Raw genomic sequence first — 17,217 nt, 5'->3', positions numbered from 1 at the left:
AATCTTTGTGCAACAAAGCCCAATCCATCTACAATGCAAACAACCTATTTGGTCGAGGATTCTGAGGATACGGATGCGGTAGAAACAGTACAACAATATCGTATTGGAACCGTTTCACGTGCCTTTGTACCTGCAGCTGTGAGAAAGAAAACAGACAATACACTTTCTATTCGTATGGTTTTCGCTAATGAGGAATTAGGCGATTTGAACGGTGCTCTCATTGGTATGAATTCCACCATCAAGACCTCAACTGATGGTTCTTCCGAATCCATAGTGGTAGGGGGAGCATTAGTGAATTTGACTGATTTATTTAATGTGAGAGTAACAGGTGACGGTACGAATACTCCTAAACCGACGATCAGTTTGACAGACTCTGAAGGGAATACGGTAAAATGGGCAAATAGCTTTGCTAGCTTTAGCCAAGTTTATGGTAAACAGAATCCTTCTGATGAAAGTGTTAAGAGATTATCCAAACTTGCAGGAGGTACAGTTAGCCTGACCGCTGCTGAATGCTATAAAGTAAAAGCGAAATCCTAATATAAAAAATTCAATAAAAAACCAGTCGCATCGACTGGTTTTTTATTATTTGGTTCAGCTATTTTTCCAGACGGGCCATGTTGTTACATGAACCCTTCAAGCGGAAGCCAAGACACAAACTTTAATAGGGCTTTTTGATGCCATTTCATTTTCGGTTCTTTGGTCAAAGTTTTAATTTCACCATTCGGTTGCTGGATCTTCCAGTTGATATTCTGATTGGCATCTAATACCAGCTTATAAGCATATTTACTTAAGTTCTGATCCATGGTTTTATGCACAGCTTGTGCTAAGGAAGGGCTATTGAGTAATACACCAATCTCTGTATTTAGATAGGCTGAACGCGGGTCAAAGTTAAAAGAACCAATAAATACCTGTTTCTCATCTAAGGCCATCAGTTTTGCGTGTAAACTGGAACGACTCAGACCTTTCAAGCTCACTTTAGCCTTGTCAGCAATTTCCTTGGTATTGGCATTCAGGTTTGCTGCATCTGGCGCCGCTAGAAATTCGTACAACTGTACATCATGTTCCAGTAAATCTTTACGGTACTTAGAATAAAAAGCATGCACAACAGGAACGTCATTGGCTTTATAAGAATTGGTGAGTACTCGAATCTTTATATCTTTTTGAGCCAGACTTTTGAGCCGTTCTGCACCTTCTTTTTCTGGTACAAAATAAGCAGAGACAATATCTACACTTTGTTCAGGTTTTTCCAGATGCTGTAACAACTGGAAATTCAGGTGTTCTTCTTTTTTTGCCTTGGACTTGATCTTGGTAGGCGGGTCTTTGACTACTTCTGCTTCAACCCAATCCAGCTGGATATTATGATCAAGCCATTTATCAAAAGCCTTAGACCTGTTAGCTAAGTCGAGGTAGTTTTGTACTCGTGGGTCATCCTGATGTGCTTTTAGCTGCTGTTTAAGGCTTTCAAAGCGTAGGCTATGGTGACGTGGATTAACAATATTCCGCACTGGATAGGCATAGTCATCATTCCAGTATTCATCAAAGGAATGGATAATCTCATCTGAGGCAGCACCAACCAGCAACACATCTACATCGGAAAATTGATAGGCATCACTTACATTGTAATACTGATTACTCATATTACGTCCGCCAATCAAGGCAATCTGATTATCTGCAATAAAGCTCTTGTTGTGCATACGACGATTGATACGTTTCAAATCCAGTACCATATCCATGGCACGATGCTGGCGGAAGCGATAGGGATTATATAAGCGAACATCGATATTTTGATGCTGATCCAATGCCAGATAAATGCCTTCCATCTTCTTGGCATTGTTGTCATCAATCAGGAGGCGGACCTTTACTCCACGGTCGGCGGCCTGAATAATGCCATTTAAGGCCAGTGCGCCAATCCGGTCATTGTCCCAAATATAATATTGCAGATCTAAAGTCTGCTCGGCCTTATGAATCAGTTGCATACGGGCTGCAAGTGCTTCAAGTGGATCATAGAGAACATGATATCCAGTCAAACCTAGATATTGATCACGTAAAGGTTGAACAATTTTAGCCAGGGAAGTCTGTGAAGTATCAGTTTCAAAGGCAGTATGTGAAGGTCGTTCTACCTGCGGAGGAAGCGTGCTGCAGGCAGGGATCCCCAGAACAAGGCTCAAACCCAGTAAAACAGCAGATTTATATGGAGTATTACGTCGGGAAGTGACCATGGGCTGGTCAGCCTTGGAGCGGGGAGCATTCGTCATATGAATCTAAGCGTGATAAATTAGGTTTGAGTATAATTGCCAGCTGTGAAAAGATAAATACAGAGCAGAGAATGTACTAAAGAACTGGACAAGGCGAAATTATGGGGAATATCGATTCCGTGATCTTATATTTCTATATCGGAATGGCGATTTTGGCGCTGTGGTGTATATCGCAGGCGTGGATCAGTCAGTCACATACCCAGACGATTCATCCCTTTAAAGCCTTTACCCATCTGCTCGCTTATTATCTATCTTATCTACTGATTCCTTTATTTTTCTTTAGTATTTATGGCGGTTTTAATGGATATTATTCCATTCATGAGGCAGTATTTATCTGTCTGCTCAGTGGGGTACTGTGTTATGCACGTTTTATTGAGCCGCATTTAATCCAGATCAAGACTACTCGTTATCAGATTAATACTGATAAAAAAATGCGGCAACCTGTTCGTATTGCTTTAATTGCGGATTTGCATATTGGTTTATTTTCTGGTCATGAACGTCAGCTAAAACAAATTGTACATAAATTAAATCAGCAGCAGCCTGATTTGGTAGTGGTCGCAGGTGACTGGACCTATGAACCGGAAGATACCCTGACCCAAGAACTCGCCATTCTGCAGGAAATTCAGGCACCGGTATATTCTGTGAATGGTAACCATGATGAGCAGTACCCGGGACCGCCCATTCAAGAGTTATTACATACTGCTCTAGTAAGCAATAATGTTATAGATATTGAAGGGCAAATTGTTGAATTTGATGAATTTCGCCTGGTGGGTATTGGTGATCTCTGGGCGGGTAAAGCGGATATGCGGTTCTTGCCAGAGTTGCCGCAAGATAAGCCCTGGGTGATCCTGTCACATAACCCGGATACGGTAGACATGGTGCCGAAATTGCCAAGCCGGCCATTGATGCTTTCTGGACATACGCATGGCGGGCAAGTGGAATTACCGTGGTTGACGGACTATGTGATGAAACGGGTGTCAATTCTCGGACATAAGCGCGGCTTATATCGACATGAACATGCCGATGTATTTGTCACTGTCGGAACAGGTCTGGTGGGTGTACCTTTCCGTTTTCGTGTACCACCCACCATCGATATCATTGAGTTGATATAAATGATTTGGCGGATTTCAGTATCTAGCCAACCATCCAGATAATTAGCAGAATCAGAAGAATAATACCTGCAATGATCCAGATCAGATGCGGTCCATTTTTTGCAGTGACCGGTTCAGCGACTTTTTCCTGTAACTCTTGGGTCGACTCTGGAATGGGTGGGCGGGTAGCATGATCTTGTGTAGCACTTGCAGGGATGGAGACTGCAATAGAGTCGGTTAGCGCTTCAGTCTTCAGCTGTGGATTAATGGTGACATCATCACTAAATCTTGCGCCTTGTGTCTGTACCTGTAAGGCAGCATCATGCTCCATCACGATCGCGGCAATCACTTCAAGCGCCTGCTGTTGGTCTAATGGCGTATGTTGAACAATATATTGGATGGCTTCGCTTTTCTTGTCTTCTTCCAGTAAGACCACAATATGAACCAGCTGGTCTTCGGTCAAATATTCGATTGGATCCTGCATATCTTATCCTTTTCGTTATGAATCCGTTTCTGTATTGTTCCGTAAATAGAGGAGGAGAAATAGCAGTTTTTTGTTGCACACCAAATTTCGGAAATAAAAAAGCCAGTGCGTTCGCACTGGCTTTTCTTATAGGCCAATACCTGAATTAGATCTGATTGTTTACATCATCATTCTTGGTTTCACGAATCAGCAGGAATGCCAACAGTGACAGGATAGAGGCTGCTGTCAGGTAATAACCCACGGCAGATAAACCATATTGTGTTGCCAGCTTGGTTGCGATTAAAGGCGCAAAAGATGCCCCGAAGATGCCTGCCAAGTTGAAGGTCAAAGCGGAACCTGTATAACGTACTGAAGTCGGGAAGATTTCAGACAATACAGTACCAATCGGACCATAAGTTAAGCCCATGATCGCAAGTCCGATACACAGGAACAGGAATACGATAACTGTACTGCCTGATTCAAGCATGTCGGCAAAGAAGATACCGAAGATCGCAGAAACGATACATACACCGATTGAAGTCGCTTTACGACCGAACTTTTCTGCGAATACAGCAGATAATGGGATGAATGCAGCAAAGCATAGCGTTGCAACTAATTGCAACTGAAGGAATTCTTCACGTGAATAGCCTAGCTGCTTAGTACCCCATTGCAGCGCAAATACAGTTGTTAAGTAGAACACAACGAAGGTACAGATAGCTGCAATTGTACCCAGTACTAACATTTTAGAATGTTTTTTAAATACTTGAACAAAAGGTACGTTTACTTCTTTTTGCTTGTCCAAAACGTTCAGGAATGCAGGTGTTTCATGCAGTTTTAATCGAATCCAAAGACCTACAATAACAAGAAGCGCACTTGAAATGAATGGAATACGCCAGCCCCAAGCCATGAAGTCAGCTTCAGACATCAATGCACCGAGCGTCAAGAATGAGCCAGTTGCCAGGATAAAGCCAATTGGTGCACCCAATTGCGGGAACATACCATACCAGGCACGTTTACCTTCAGGTGCATTTTCAGTTGCAAGTAAGACCGCACCTGACCATTCACCACCCAGACCAAGGCCCTGACCTAAACGGCATAATGCCAAGAGCAAAGGCGCTACAATACCAATTTGACCATAAGTTGGCAGTAGGCCAATCGCTACAGTAGACAGTCCCATGGTCAGCAAGGCAGCAACCAGAGTGGCTTTACGACCAATTCTGTCGCCGAGGTGACCAAACAATGCCGCACCGATCGGACGCGCAATAAAGGCAATTGCGAAAGTCGCAAGTGACTGGATCGTTGCGGTCATTGGGTCTGTACTTGCCGGGAAGAACAAATAAGGGAAAATAATGACAGCGGCAGTAGCATAAATATAGAAATCGAAGAACTCGATTGTAGTGCCTACTAAACTCGCTGTTAAAACGCGGAATTTTGAGTTTTGTGCTGGCTGAGCAGCAGAATTTGTCGACGCCATGAATGACCTTACACTTACTAAAAATAAAACAACTTAGTTTTAAAAGCGTAATCTTTTTAAAAAAGGCGTAATTTCTTAAAAAAACAACTGCAATCTTCTCAATTCAACTTGCTCAGGGTCACTGAAATGAAGAATGAGAGGATTAAATCACGTAAAGATAGATAGACAGAAAATGTGATCCTGCGCCTATCAATACAAAAATGTGCCAGATAGCGTGCGTATATCTTACTCTTTTTAATGCATAAAACAATGCACCCATCGTATAAGCAAGTCCCCCAATGATGAGAAAGGTTAAAGATTGTACTGATAAATATTTCTGCATATCATCAATAACTAACAGTGCAAGCCAGCCCATTGCGAGATAAGCAAACAGGGAAAGTTTCTGAAAACGATGAATGAAAATGAACTTGAATAGTGTTCCAAAGACAGCAATGATCCATAAAGCAATCAACAAATACTGGGCTTTGGCCGTTGGAATGGCAATTGCCAGAAAGGGAGTATAAGTACCGGCAATCAGATAATAGATCGCAGTATGGTCAATTTTTTTATAGAAATAACGTCGGTCTGCAGTTGTGGCCATGTGATACAGCATGGATGCAGAAAAAAGTACAATCATGCTCAGTGCATAGACCCATAAGCCAATCCATTGACCCGTACTGAGATAAGAGCCTTTAATCACCAGTAAAATACCGGCAATTACTGACAAGGCAGCACCTATACCGTGACTGATGTAGTTGATGCGCTCTTCGATAGCATCATAATCCTGAAGCAATGGTGCATTTGACATAGTTATCATTCTTCTTAAATATACAAATGTATAGTAATTCAATTTTGCTTTTAGGGTAAGAACATTTACACTTTAATGGCAATTCATTTCAGGTTTCTTTTATGTCCATTTTGGCTTCTTTCTCGGTTCAAGAACAGCAATTTCTGGATACTTTCCAGCAAGCCATTGAAACAGATCAATTTGATCGCCTGATTTTAAGTCAGTATAAGGGCGAACTGGAACAACTGGAGAAAATGACTTTGCGCGTCATTTGGCTGAATGAGCAAAAAGTACTGAGTTGTCTGTACAGATATAAAACCCAGGACGTCACTAAAAATTATCCTTTAACTGAGGCTTTGTCTCAGGTCACTGAATTATTGGCCTGTTGCAAGCAGGCCAATCTGATCACTACAGCCGAAGAATTGCAGCTGAAAAAAAACAAGAAAAAAGTCATGCTGACCCGCAGCAAAACTCTACCTATTGTTAAATCCAAAACTGCTGAACAGGGCCATGACCGGGTCAAGCAGCGTTATGTGGATCAGGACAGTGTGTTTCTGCAGCATCTCGGCATTACTGATCAGCAAGGTCAGGTCATTCCGAGCATGGCGCGCAAGTGGAAACAGATTAACAAGTTTGTGGAAATTTTCTCGAATGCGCTTTCGCAGATTAAAGCCTCTCAGGAAGGTCTGCGGGTAGTAGATTTTGGTTCAGGTAAGGGCTATCTGACTTGTGCCTTGTATGACTATATGCAAAAGCATGGACAGACGCCGTGGGTGACGGGTGTAGAACTGAATCCGAAAATGGTTGAGTTTTGCCAGAAGGTGGCAGAACAATCCCAGTTTAACCAGCTCGATTTCTTCCAGGGTGATGTGCGCACCTATGAGCCTGAGCATCTGGATGTGATGATTGCCTTACATGCTTGTGATGTGGCCACGGATTTTGCCATTCATACCGGCATTCGTCTGAATGCGCAGATCATCATGTGTGCCCCATGTTGTCACAAGGAACTACGCCCACAGTTACAGGCGCCAAAAGTTTTGAGTCCAATGCTGCAATTCGGGATTCATACGGGCCAGCAGGCAGAAATGCTGACAGATACTATTCGTGCCTTGTTGCTGAAAGCCTATGGTTATGAAACTAAAGTATTCGAATTTGTTGCGCTTGAGCATACCAGCAAAAACAAAATGATTCTGGCGGTGAAGCGCAAGGACGATCAGGAACCGGATCAGGACGTGCTGAACCAGATTCAGGCTTTGAAAGAGATGTATGGGATTCAGAAACACTCCCTTGAATTATTGCTCAAGGATGAATGGGATCAACAGGGGATTGGTTGTAAATGCTAAATCATGCTGAGCTAAAAATTGTTGCAGGCACTTGGGCCGAGCTGGCTGCCGAAGCCAGACTGATTCGCGAAGCTGTGTTTATTCAGGAACAGCATATTGCACCGGAAGATGAATGGGATGCAGAAGATAAGCTGTGCACCCATTTTGTGGCTTATCTGCATGATCAACCGGTTGCCACAGCCCGACTATTAACAAATAGTAGTATCGGTCGTGTTGCAGTACTGAAATCAGCGCGTGGTTTCAAGATCGGTCAACAGTTAATGCAGGCAGTAATTGACTATGCATGCGCTGAAGGACGGCAGTTTGTCAAACTTTCCTCTCAAGTACATGCTATCGGCTTTTATCAGGCTTTGGGTTTTCAGCTACAGGGTGATGAATATCTGGACTGTGGAATTCCACATATCGATATGTATTTACAACTTTAAAGATTCATTTTCAGATATAAAAAAGCGAGGCATGAACCTCGCTTTTTTTATCGTAAGATCTTAATGATCATGTGCACCATGTTCGGTATCCATATGGGCATGTTCATCTGCTGACATATGCTGTTCTTCAGCAGCTGTTGATTGCGGTTCAGTACCTTGTTGAGCTGCTGCACGTGCTTCACGATCTGCCTGAGCTTTGGCAATGGCTTCTTCTGACATGGTTGGGGCATTTTTAAATGCGTGTTGCTGGGTATCCTGTTTCTTCTGCTGGCTTGGCATGTAGTCCGGTTCATTGCTGACAGCTAACCAGAAGATAAACATGAATATACCACCAATTATGCAGAAGATAATCAGTGCTCTCCAACCCCAAGGCGAATTTTCAGGAGTATTTTGATCAGACATGGTATGAACCCAAAGAGGATATAGAATCTATGTTACTTTATAACATAGATTGGCTGAAAAGCAGACTGGATTTGCACTGTAAAATATGATCATTTTTTCAGTAGACTTATAAAAAGAGGAGCTGAACGCTCCTCTTTATTCTGTGCGAATTAGATTAGAAAGTTTCAGCAGCAGAAACCTTATTTTTTAACAGTGCCGGTGCTTTAAAGCGTTCACCATATTTTTTTTCCAGTACATTGGCACGTGCCAAGGCCTTCGCCAGTCCATACTGATTTAAATACTGCACTGCACCACCGGTCCAGGCAGGGAAGCCAATGCCAAAGATCGAGCCAATATTTCCTTCTGCAGTTGACTGCAACACGCCTTCTTCCAGGCAACGTACGGTATCCAGTGCCTGTACAAACAGGAAGCGTTCAATCATCTCCTGCTCAGAAATCTCGGTATTTTTATTCCAGTGACTGAGGCCTGACCAGAGTTGTTTTTTCCCACCTTCAGGATAGTCATAAAAGCCCGCGCCAGCTGCCTTTCCTTTGCGATTAAACTGGTGAATCATGGTTTGAATGACTGCATCGGCAGGTGAGGCCTGACGTTCTTTACCTTCTGCCTGAAGTACCTTGCGCGTTTCATTGCTAACATGCTCGGTCAGGGTTAAGGACACTTCATCCTGAACTGCCAATGGACCAACGGGCATACCAGCTTTTAAAGCAGCCATTTCAATACGTGCTGGATGCACACCTTCTGACAGCAGACGCAAACCTTCTTGTACAAAAGTACCAAAGACACGGCTAGTAAAGAAACCACGACTGTCATTCACGACGATTGGCAACTTGCCGATCTGCTGCACGAAATCAAAAGCTTTGGCGAGGGTTTCGTCTAAGGTATTTTGCCCCCTGATGATTTCTACCAGCTGCATTTTATCCACCGGACTAAAGAAATGCAGACCGATAAATTTATCTTGATCCTTACTTGCCTGTGCCAGATTGCTAATTGGTAAGGTCGAAGTATTTGATGCCATTACGCCGTCGGCAGCCAGATATTGTTCTGCTTCCTGAATCACCTGAGCTTTCAGTTCCTGATTTTCAAAGACCGCTTCGATGATCAGGTCACAGCCCGTCAAATCTTCTGTGTTTGCAGTGGGATGAATCAGATTTAAAATCTGTTCGCGCTGTCCAGCTGTAAGTCGACCTTGACTGACTTTCTTGTCCAGCAGTTTCTGGCTATAGGCTTTGCCTTTTTCAGCAGCTTCGATCGAGATATCTTTTAGAACGACCTGAATACCTCTGCTGGCGGTGACATAAGCAATTCCAGCGCCCATCATCCCTGCACCCAAAATCCCAACTTTCTTGGCTTGCCATTTGGCACAATCTTTTGGGCGATGAACCCCGGATTTAATACTGTTCATGCCATGCCAGAAGGTGCCGATCATGTTTTTCGATATCTGACCGGTCGCCAGATAGGTGAAATAACGGGATTCAATACGGAGGGCTGTATCGACATCGACCTGCGCACCTTCAACTGCTGCAGACATAATCGCTTCAGGTGCTGGATAACAAGCTTTGGTTTTATCACGTAGCATCGCAGGAGCAATTGCCAGCATTTGTGCCACTGCTGGCGTGGATGGTGAGCCGCCTGGAATCTTGTAGCCTTTTTCATCAAAAGGTTGTACGGATTTAGGATGGGCTTTAATGCATACAACTGCTTTTTCCAGCAGCTCATCAGGGCTATCAGCCGTGTCATGAATCAAGCCCAATGCTTTAGCTTTTTCTACACCGAGCTGCTTACCTTCCATCAATAAAGGAAGAGCGGTTTGCAAACCCAGCAAACGAACAGTGCGGACTATGCCGCCACCACCGGGTAGCAGACCTAAAGTCACTTCAGGTAAACCAAATTTGCTTTTTGGATCATTCAAGGCAATCCGGTGGTGGGCACACAGGGCAATTTCCCAGCCACCGCCAAGAGCGGTGCCGTTCAAGGCTGCAACCACCGGAATACCACGGGTTTCGATATAGCGCAGCTGTACTTTCATCTCTTCAATCATGTTGAAGAATTCAGTGGCATGTTCTGGTGTAGCTTGAATCAGTTCATCCAGATCACCGCCAGCGAAAAAAGTCTTTTTGGCTGAACGGAAAATAATTCCGGAAATTTCATCATCTACTTTAAGCCTATCGACAACTTCGCTAAGTGCAGTGCGAAAGTCGGCATTCATGGTGTTAGCAGACTGGTTTGGAGAGTCAAAAGTCAGAACAACAATATTGTCCGCTGTTTTTTCAAATTGAATGGCGCTCATGGTTCTCTCCTTAAACCAGTTCAATAATAGTGGCAATACCCATGCCGCCACCGACGCATAAAGTTGCTAATCCACGTTTTTTACCCTGGCGTTCCAGCTCATCTAACAAAGTACCGAGAATCATGGCACCGGTTGCACCCAGTGGATGTCCCATGGCAATGGCGCCACCGTTAACATTGACTTTGGCTGGATCAACGTTGAGTTCTTTAATAAAGCGCATAACGACTGCGGCGAAGGCTTCATTGACCTCAAACAGGTCAATATCATCAATGCTGAGACCAGCTTTAGCCAAAGCTTTACGTGCAGCCGGGGCAGGGCCGGTGAGCATAATGGTTGGATCAGCGCCCACCAGAGCCGTTGACAAGACTTTGGCACGCGGTTTCAGGTTCTGCTCTTTAACAGCCTGTTCTGAAGCAAGCAGGACCAAGGCAGCACCATCCACGATGCCAGAAGAATTTCCCGCATGGTGCACATGATTGACTGTACCGACTTCTGGATATTTTTGCAGGGCAATTGCATCAAAGCCCATCTGTCCCATGGTGGCAAAGCTTGGGTTGAGTTTGCTGAGTGTTTCAATTGTCGTATTCGGTTTAATGAACTCATCTTTATCCAGAATCACCACACCAGCTTTATCTTTAACTGGCACAATCGATTTATCAAAATGACCACTGGCCTGAGCTGTTGCCGCTTTTTTCTGGGACTGTTCTGCAAAACTATCTACATCATCACGGCTATAACCATCAATGGTCGCGATCAGGTCGGCACCAATGCCTTGTGGAATAAAATCACAAGCCATATTGGTTTCAGGATCGAGCGCCCAAGGGCCGCCATCCGAACCCATCGGTACGCGGGACATGGATTCGACTCCACCCGCAACCACTAAATCCTCCCAACCTGAACGGACTTTTTGTGCGGCCATATTGACTGCTTCCAGACCAGAAGCGCAGAAACGGTTAATCTGTACACCAGCCACATCGTTATCCCAACCCGCTGCAATTGCTGCAGTTTTGGCAATATCAGCACCTTGGTCACCAATCGGAGTGACACAGCCCAAGACAATGTCATCAACCTTGGAGGTATCTAAGGAATGACGCTCTTTCAGTTCATTGAGCAGGGTAGTGAGTAAACTGATCGGTTTGACTTCATACAAGGATCCATCCTTTTTTCCCTTGCCACGTGGTGTGCGAATGGCATCGATGATATAGGCCTCGCTCATACAATTTCCCTTTTTTGAATGAATAAGATTTGTTCTAATCATTTTGAGTGTAATGATTCTTTAACTAAGCGCAATGACGAGAACGGACCAGGTCATTTGAGCAATCTGGTCAATGGCGATGATTCAAGAAAAAGATCAGACGAAAAAATGCCCAAGTCTGGAGCTTGGGCATGAACTGAGATTAGCAAAAGAGCTAATATTGAATATGAAGAGAATGTGGCTTAATGGTAACCATGTAATTGGCGATATAAACCTGGTGTTACACCGGTCCATTTTTTGAAAGCACGATGGAAGGTGCTGGTTTCACTAAAACCAACTTGCTGCGCGACATCTTCCAGGGTTAAATCTGGATTTAACAAGAGGTGGATGGCAGCATCTCGACGCAGTGCATCTTTAACGCCTTGATAACTCTTGCCTTCAGCAGCCAGACGACGACGTAAAGTTTGTGGAGATAGATATAGCATGGAAGCGACATCATTCAGCGTCGGCATTTCTTCGCCGATCTGGCTCTTCAGTACATCACGAATACGGGAGGTTAGAGAGTTGGTATTTTTGAATTTTACCAACAGTTGAGCAGGTGCAGCTTTCAGGAACTCTTCCAAGGTTTCTTCATTCTGACGGATGGGTAAATCGAGATAATCCGCTGCAAAAGTAATTTCAGTACGTGGCGCGTCAAACTGCATCACGGGTGCAAAAAATAATGCGTCATACTCATCCGCATGATTTGGACGTGGATAGCTGAAATGTACACGTTCCAATGGAAGGCGGCGTTCAATCAACCACGAAGCCAGACCATGCCAGATCATTAGCATGCTTTCAGTGATGAAATGATCCGGGTCCATCTCTTTCGGAATTTGAGGGACTAAACGTGCTTCATGCTTGTCACGTTCCAGTGTCACCGCCCAGTCATCGCCAAACAGCTTGTAGAACTGGGAAGAAAGTTCCAGCGCATCACCTAAAGTTTTAGCATGGATGATCAGCTGACACATGATTGCAAATGTGCCCAGACGGCGAGGCTGTTTGTCAAAGCCGACATGCTCGTCCTGTGTCACCATCCACAGCATTTTAATAAAACGGGTATATTGTTCTGGCGAGATACGGGCCTTAGGCTGATGCAGAAGTTCAGCTTCAATACCAACATGAGACAATAACGTATCGACGTCCATGCCGAGACGCTTCACGCCGTAGAGTGCAGCGTTAACGAAATGGATACTGATCGTATCGCGACTCATGTTTAATCCTTCAGTCTCTTTGATGTTCACTAATGCTTGACCTAATTGACAACAAATAATAAATCAATGGCAATTTACAAAATCGGATTTGCCATTTGTTACATATTAAATTGCCGAAATGATCAAGGTAAATGGCTGAACATGACATTGTTTTTGTGTGTTTATGTTTCTAATATGCATAAAAAACCATCATAAATAGAGTAATTATTCTAATGTCCTATGCATTAAAAGGATTGAAAGTCCTCGATTTTTCTACACTTTTACCTGGTCCTTTTGCCACCATGTACTTGGCAGACCTCGGTGCCGAGGTTGTGCATATTGAATCACCAACACGTCCTGACCTATTGCGATTAGTGCCACCATACGCACATGGACAGGCAACTGCACACAATTATTTGAATCGTAACAAACAATCTATCACGCTGGATCTTAAAAATCGTGACTGTATCGAACAGATCAAAACCAGGATTTCGGACTATGACATCGTGGTTGAACAGTTCCGTCCCGGCGTAATGCAACGTTTGGGACTGGATTACGCCACCTTGGCTGAAATCAATCCGCGACTTATTTATTGTTCCATTACTGGCTATGGGCAAACTGGTTCTTATAAAGATAAGGCCGGGCATGATATTAACTACTTGGCCTTATCCGGAATTGCCGGACATAGCGGTCGGGTTCAGGGTGGTCCACCGGCTTTAGGTATTCAGGTCGCTGATGTTGCTGGCGGTTCCATGCATGCGATTATCGCTATCCTGGCAGCGGTGATTGAGCGCCAGCGTAGCGGAATGGGACAGTATATTGATATTTCCATGACCGATTGTGCGGTGACCTTAAATAATATGGCAGCCGCCGCCAGTCTGGCAGCAGGTGTGCATGCCCAACCGGAATCGGGGCATCTCAATGGCGGCACTTTTTATGATTATTACCAAACTCAAGATGGACGTTATCTTTCTATTGGCAGCTTGGAGCCACAATTTATGCAGGGTTTGGCACAGGCATTGCAGTTACCAGTTCTGTTAGAAAAAGGTTTATCCTTAGATGCTCAAGACCAGAAAGAAGTGAAAGCAGCAATTCAAGAGAAAATTCGCAGTAAAACTCTGAATGAGTGGCAGACTATATTTGCTACTTTAGATGTGTGTGTGGAGCCGGTATTACACCTGGATGAAGCCTTAACTTCACAACTGGCACAAGAGCGGGGCTGGGTGGTGCATGTTCCAGTCAAAGCAGGGGAACAGGAGACTGAGCCACAGCTGGCCTGTCCAATCAAATTTTCCCGTTCTAGCTCACGCTATGATTTTATGGGACAGGCACTAGGTGAATCTGAACAGTGGTAAGTTTTTAGATTTTTTAATGATTATTTATTAATCAGCAGAGGTGAGCTGCTTTTATATGAAAATAAATGCTAAAGATTTAAAAAATAAATCATTATTCGTTGAAAAGGAGTTTTGCTCGACAAATCCTTTAAATCACTGAATTTCTGGTAGGCTTATCAATAAAATCGCTATGAAATATGTATAAAAAGCATTTTATTGATAGTTTTAATCTCGTTATCCTTGCCGACGATATAATAGAAACTACTAGCTGTACGCCATGTATTTATATACTGATTTCGATCAGCAACTGATTAATGAACGTGTTGCACAGTTCCGTGACCAAACGGAACGTTACTTAGCGGGCAAATTGACGGAAGATGAATACCGTCCGCTCCGCCTTCAAAATGGCCTATATGTACAACGTTATGCGCCAATGCTGCGTGTAGCAGTACCGTATGGTCTGATGAACTCTAAACAGTTACGTAAAATTGCGGAACTGGCAAAAGAATACGACCGTGGTTATGCACACGTATCAACACGTCAAAACTTCCAGTTCAACTGGCCTGCACTGGAAAATGTGCCAGATATGCTGCAAGAATTGGCCTCAGTACAAATGCATGCGATTCAGACATCAGGTAACTGTATCCGTAATACGACGACTGACCAATATGCTGGTGTCGTTGCAGGCGAGATTGCAGATCCGCGTCCAACATGTGAATTGATCCGTCAATGGTCTACTTTTCACCCGGAATTCGCTTTCTTGCCACGTAAGTTCAAGATTGCTGTTTCTGCACTGGAAGAGATCGACCGTGCAGCAACTGCATTCCACGATATCGGTGTATATATCGTGAAAAATGAAGCGGGTGATATGGGCTATAAAATCAAAGTCGGTGGTGGTCTAGGCCGTACACCAATTATTGGTAGCTTTATCCGTGACTTCCTGCCACGTGAAGACCTGATTGCATACCTTGAAGCAGTACTTCGTGTATACAACTTGCATGGTCGTCGTGACAACAAATATAAAGCGCGTATCAAAATCTTGGTAAAAGCACTCACACCTGAAGTATTTGCTGAGAAAGTAGAAGCGGAATTTGCACATACCATTAAAACATTGAAAATCGATGCTGAAACCTTGGCAAAAATGGATGAGAACTTCACGCCATTTGCTTATCAAGATTATGCAGATGAAGATTTTTCTGAACAGTTCGCGGCGCATCCGAAATTCAAGCAATGGTTCAATATCAATACCAATGCGCACAAGGTGAAAGGCTATCGTATCGTTACGATTTCACTGAAACGTGCAGGTGTGGCTCCTGGTGATGTAACCACTGAAGAGATGAACCTGATTGCAGATCTTGCAGACAAGTACACTTTCGGTGAATTACGCACGACTCATGAGCAAAATATTGCTCTTGTTGATGTCCCACAAAAAGACCTGTTCGAATTGTGGACGATCCTTGAGCAAAACAATCTGGCCCGCGCTCACATCGGTTTCTTGACGGATATCATTTGCTGCCCGGGCGGTGACTTCTGTTCATTGGCGAATGCGAAATCAATTCCGATTTCTGAAGCAATTTCACGTCGTTTTGATGATCTGGATACGATTTATAACCTTGGCAAAATTGACCTGAATATTTCAGGTTGTATGAATGCCTGTGGCCACCACCACGTTGGTAATATCGGTATTTTGGGTGTAGACAAAAAAGGTGCTGAATTCTACCAGATCACTTTAGGTGGTAATGCAGACCATGATGCATCGATTGGTGACATTCTTGGTCCATCATTTGCTGCTGAAGTAGTGCCGGATATCATCGAAGAAATCCTGAATACTTATCTTGACCTGCGTCAGGAAGGTGAAGAATTTATCGATACCTATCGTCGTGTTGGCATCCAATCATTCAAGGAGCGTACATATGCTTAATACCGCACTACAAGTGCTCTCTAAAGATGGCACGATTGCAGACAATACTTACCAGTTGATGGGTGAAGATGGCGTATTGCCACAAGGTGATGTGGTTCTGACTGTTGAACAGTTAGATCAAATCGCCAATGTTTCGGGCAAAAAAGCACTTTACCTGACAGTAGATGCTTCTCCTGAAACCAATGAATTTCCACTTGATCAGTTGGATGCAATCTTTATCGAGTTTGCCGGTTTTAATGATGGCCGTGGTTATTCATTTGCAGCACTTCTTCGTCGCCAGGGTTTTCAGGGCGAGCTGCGTGCAACAGGTGATGTATTTAAAGACGTACTGAACTATATGAAGCGTTCGGGTTTCGATACTTTCGTGATTAAAGAAGGTAAAGATATTCAGGAAGCGGCAGCAGGTTTAAATGACTTTAGCAATCCGTACCAAGCATCCACAGCTGTGCCAAAACCGAACTATCAGACTGGAGCTTAATCCGTCTTCAGTTAAAAGCCTCCAAATGGAGGCTTTTTTATTTCTAGAAATTTGGACTACGTTCTTCTAATAGACAGTTAATCATCCACTGCACACCAAACTGATCGGTACAGGCACCGTAAAGTGCGCCCCAAAAAGTTTTTTCCAAAGGTATTTCAATTTGACCCTTGGCAGATAAAGCCTCAAACAGTCGTTGAGCTTCGGCTTGTTCACTAGCACTTAAAATAATTGCAATATAGTGATTGGTCCCTTTGGTAAAAGTAGGGGAGCTAGGGCTGTCTAGCTTTTCATTAATATCTGATCCCATTAATTCAGTATATTCATTGATAGGAAGTGAAATATGCAAAATCTGGCTTCTATCCGTATCGGAGAGGTCAATGCCTTCCTGTCCGGGCATATCACCATAACGGCTCAAATTAGAAAATTCACCACCAAACACTGAACGATAAAAAGTAAAAGCGGCTTCAGTTTCACCTTGGAAGTTGAGATAGTGATTAAATCGCATGGAGGTTTCCTTTTTTCTTGTTTTGATTCTCTCTAATCTACTCCTT

Annotated in this window: 15 protein-coding genes and 1 pseudogene; 7 read left to right on the top strand and 9 right to left on the bottom strand. The window is 43.7% G+C overall.

From position 1 onward, the window contains the following. A pseudogene (locus BK820_RS11125) lies at window positions 1-537 on the top strand (hypothetical protein); the annotation flags it as partial. Window positions 538-620: 83 nt separating this feature from the next. Here BK820_RS11125 and BK820_RS11120 read toward each other — a convergent pair. Further along, the gene (locus BK820_RS11120; protein ID WP_372510698.1) at window positions 621-2,255 is read right to left on the bottom strand and encodes a phospholipase D family protein; all 1,635 of its coding nucleotides are present in this window, start codon (window positions 2,253-2,255) and stop codon (window positions 621-623) included. A 101-nt stretch (window positions 2,256-2,356) separates the two neighbouring features. Between BK820_RS11120 and BK820_RS11115 the strand changes: the two genes are divergently transcribed. Beyond that, window positions 2,357-3,367, top strand: a complete 1,011-nt coding sequence (locus tag BK820_RS11115) for a metallophosphoesterase (protein ID WP_004891549.1) — start codon at window positions 2,357-2,359, stop codon at window positions 3,365-3,367. A 22-nt stretch (window positions 3,368-3,389) separates the two neighbouring features. Here the strand turns inward: BK820_RS11115 and BK820_RS11110 are convergent, their stop codons facing one another. From BK820_RS11110 to trhA, 3 genes are all read right to left on the bottom strand, one after another. Continuing rightward, complete coding sequence (locus BK820_RS11110) at window positions 3,390-3,830, bottom strand: hypothetical protein (RefSeq protein WP_008304534.1); 441 nt, start codon at window positions 3,828-3,830, stop codon at window positions 3,390-3,392. 145 nt (window positions 3,831-3,975) lie between these two features. Continuing rightward, window positions 3,976-5,283 (bottom strand): MFS transporter, encoded by a 1,308-nt coding sequence (locus BK820_RS11105; protein WP_071320948.1) that lies wholly within the window; start codon window positions 5,281-5,283, stop codon window positions 3,976-3,978. A gap of 142 nt (window positions 5,284-5,425) precedes the next feature. Continuing rightward, a complete protein-coding gene (gene trhA, locus BK820_RS11100; RefSeq protein WP_071320947.1) occupies window positions 5,426-6,070 on the bottom strand; it encodes a PAQR family membrane homeostasis protein TrhA in 645 nt (214 codons plus the stop codon). A gap of 101 nt (window positions 6,071-6,171) precedes the next feature. Here trhA and BK820_RS11095 point away from each other — a divergent pair, with 101 nt between their 5' ends. After that, entirely contained in the window at window positions 6,172-7,392 is a 1,221-nt protein-coding gene (locus BK820_RS11095; protein WP_071320946.1) for a class I SAM-dependent methyltransferase, read from the top strand. Then, window positions 7,386-7,817 (top strand): GNAT family N-acetyltransferase, encoded by a 432-nt coding sequence (locus BK820_RS11090; RefSeq protein ID WP_071320945.1) that lies wholly within the window; start codon window positions 7,386-7,388, stop codon window positions 7,815-7,817. The genes BK820_RS11095 and BK820_RS11090 overlap by 7 nt, the downstream gene beginning before the upstream one ends. Window positions 7,818-7,877: 60 nt before the next feature. Here the strand turns inward: BK820_RS11090 and BK820_RS11085 are convergent, their stop codons facing one another. The 4 genes from BK820_RS11085 to BK820_RS11070 form a co-directional block, all read right to left on the bottom strand. Next, entirely contained in the window at window positions 7,878-8,219 is a 342-nt protein-coding gene (locus tag BK820_RS11085) for a hypothetical protein (RefSeq protein ID WP_004891561.1), read from the bottom strand. A gap of 154 nt (window positions 8,220-8,373) precedes the next feature. Continuing rightward, complete coding sequence (locus BK820_RS11080) at window positions 8,374-10,506, bottom strand: 3-hydroxyacyl-CoA dehydrogenase NAD-binding domain-containing protein (protein ID WP_004891563.1); 2,133 nt, start codon at window positions 10,504-10,506, stop codon at window positions 8,374-8,376. Between the two features lie 10 nt (window positions 10,507-10,516). Further along, window positions 10,517-11,722 (bottom strand): acetyl-CoA C-acetyltransferase, encoded by a 1,206-nt coding sequence (locus BK820_RS11075; RefSeq protein WP_004891565.1) that lies wholly within the window; start codon window positions 11,720-11,722, stop codon window positions 10,517-10,519. 221 nt (window positions 11,723-11,943) lie between these two features. Then, the gene (locus tag BK820_RS11070; protein WP_004814497.1) at window positions 11,944-12,954 is read right to left on the bottom strand and encodes an AraC family transcriptional regulator; all 1,011 of its coding nucleotides are present in this window, start codon (window positions 12,952-12,954) and stop codon (window positions 11,944-11,946) included. 212 nt (window positions 12,955-13,166) lie between these two features. On the opposite strand from BK820_RS11070, the gene BK820_RS11065 reads away from it, so the two are divergent. The 3 genes from BK820_RS11065 (at window position 13,167) to BK820_RS11055 (ending at window position 16,666) form a co-directional block, all read left to right on the top strand. Next, window positions 13,167-14,288 (top strand): CaiB/BaiF CoA transferase family protein, encoded by a 1,122-nt coding sequence (locus BK820_RS11065; RefSeq protein WP_004891568.1) that lies wholly within the window; start codon window positions 13,167-13,169, stop codon window positions 14,286-14,288. 256 nt (window positions 14,289-14,544) lie between these two features. Then, a complete protein-coding gene (locus BK820_RS11060; RefSeq protein ID WP_071320944.1) occupies window positions 14,545-16,188 on the top strand; it encodes a nitrite/sulfite reductase in 1,644 nt (547 codons plus the stop codon). Beyond that, complete coding sequence (locus BK820_RS11055) at window positions 16,181-16,666, top strand: DUF934 domain-containing protein (protein ID WP_071320943.1); 486 nt, start codon at window positions 16,181-16,183, stop codon at window positions 16,664-16,666. The genes BK820_RS11060 and BK820_RS11055 overlap by 8 nt, the downstream gene beginning before the upstream one ends. Window positions 16,667-16,709: 43 nt before the next feature. Here the strand turns inward: BK820_RS11055 and BK820_RS11050 are convergent, their stop codons facing one another. After that, window positions 16,710-17,171 (bottom strand): VOC family protein, encoded by a 462-nt coding sequence (locus tag BK820_RS11050; protein WP_071320942.1) that lies wholly within the window; start codon window positions 17,169-17,171, stop codon window positions 16,710-16,712. Window positions 17,172-17,217 lie beyond the last annotated feature (46 nt).

The sequence above is a fragment of the Acinetobacter sp. LCT-H3 genome, assembly GCF_001866125.1.
Lineage (GTDB): Bacteria > Pseudomonadota > Gammaproteobacteria > Pseudomonadales > Moraxellaceae > Acinetobacter > Acinetobacter schindleri.
Note: the sequence above shows the minus strand (reverse complement) of the source record. Positions and strands in the feature narration are given on the sequence as shown.

Coding starts and splice junctions, on each gene's coding strand:
- BK820_RS11120 (WP_372510698.1), bottom strand. CDS start 2,255: ATGACGAATGCTCCCCGCTCCAAGGCTGACCAGCCCATGGTCACTTCC.
- BK820_RS11115 (WP_004891549.1), top strand. CDS start 2,357: ATGGGGAATATCGATTCCGTGATCTTATATTTCTATATCGGAATGGCG.
- BK820_RS11110 (WP_008304534.1), bottom strand. CDS start 3,830: ATGCAGGATCCAATCGAATATTTGACCGAAGACCAGCTGGTTCATATT.
- BK820_RS11105 (WP_071320948.1), bottom strand. CDS start 5,283: ATGGCGTCGACAAATTCTGCTGCTCAGCCAGCACAAAACTCAAAATTC.
- trhA (WP_071320947.1), bottom strand. CDS start 6,070: ATGTCAAATGCACCATTGCTTCAGGATTATGATGCTATCGAAGAGCGC.
- BK820_RS11095 (WP_071320946.1), top strand. CDS start 6,172: ATGTCCATTTTGGCTTCTTTCTCGGTTCAAGAACAGCAATTTCTGGAT.
- BK820_RS11090 (WP_071320945.1), top strand. CDS start 7,386: ATGCTAAATCATGCTGAGCTAAAAATTGTTGCAGGCACTTGGGCCGAG.
- BK820_RS11085 (WP_004891561.1), bottom strand. CDS start 8,219: ATGTCTGATCAAAATACTCCTGAAAATTCGCCTTGGGGTTGGAGAGCA.
- BK820_RS11080 (WP_004891563.1), bottom strand. CDS start 10,506: ATGAGCGCCATTCAATTTGAAAAAACAGCGGACAATATTGTTGTTCTG.
- BK820_RS11075 (WP_004891565.1), bottom strand. CDS start 11,722: ATGAGCGAGGCCTATATCATCGATGCCATTCGCACACCACGTGGCAAG.
- BK820_RS11070 (WP_004814497.1), bottom strand. CDS start 12,954: ATGAGTCGCGATACGATCAGTATCCATTTCGTTAACGCTGCACTCTAC.
- BK820_RS11065 (WP_004891568.1), top strand. CDS start 13,167: ATGTCCTATGCATTAAAAGGATTGAAAGTCCTCGATTTTTCTACACTT.
- BK820_RS11060 (WP_071320944.1), top strand. CDS start 14,545: ATGTATTTATATACTGATTTCGATCAGCAACTGATTAATGAACGTGTT.
- BK820_RS11055 (WP_071320943.1), top strand. CDS start 16,181: ATGCTTAATACCGCACTACAAGTGCTCTCTAAAGATGGCACGATTGCA.
- BK820_RS11050 (WP_071320942.1), bottom strand. CDS start 17,171: ATGCGATTTAATCACTATCTCAACTTCCAAGGTGAAACTGAAGCCGCT.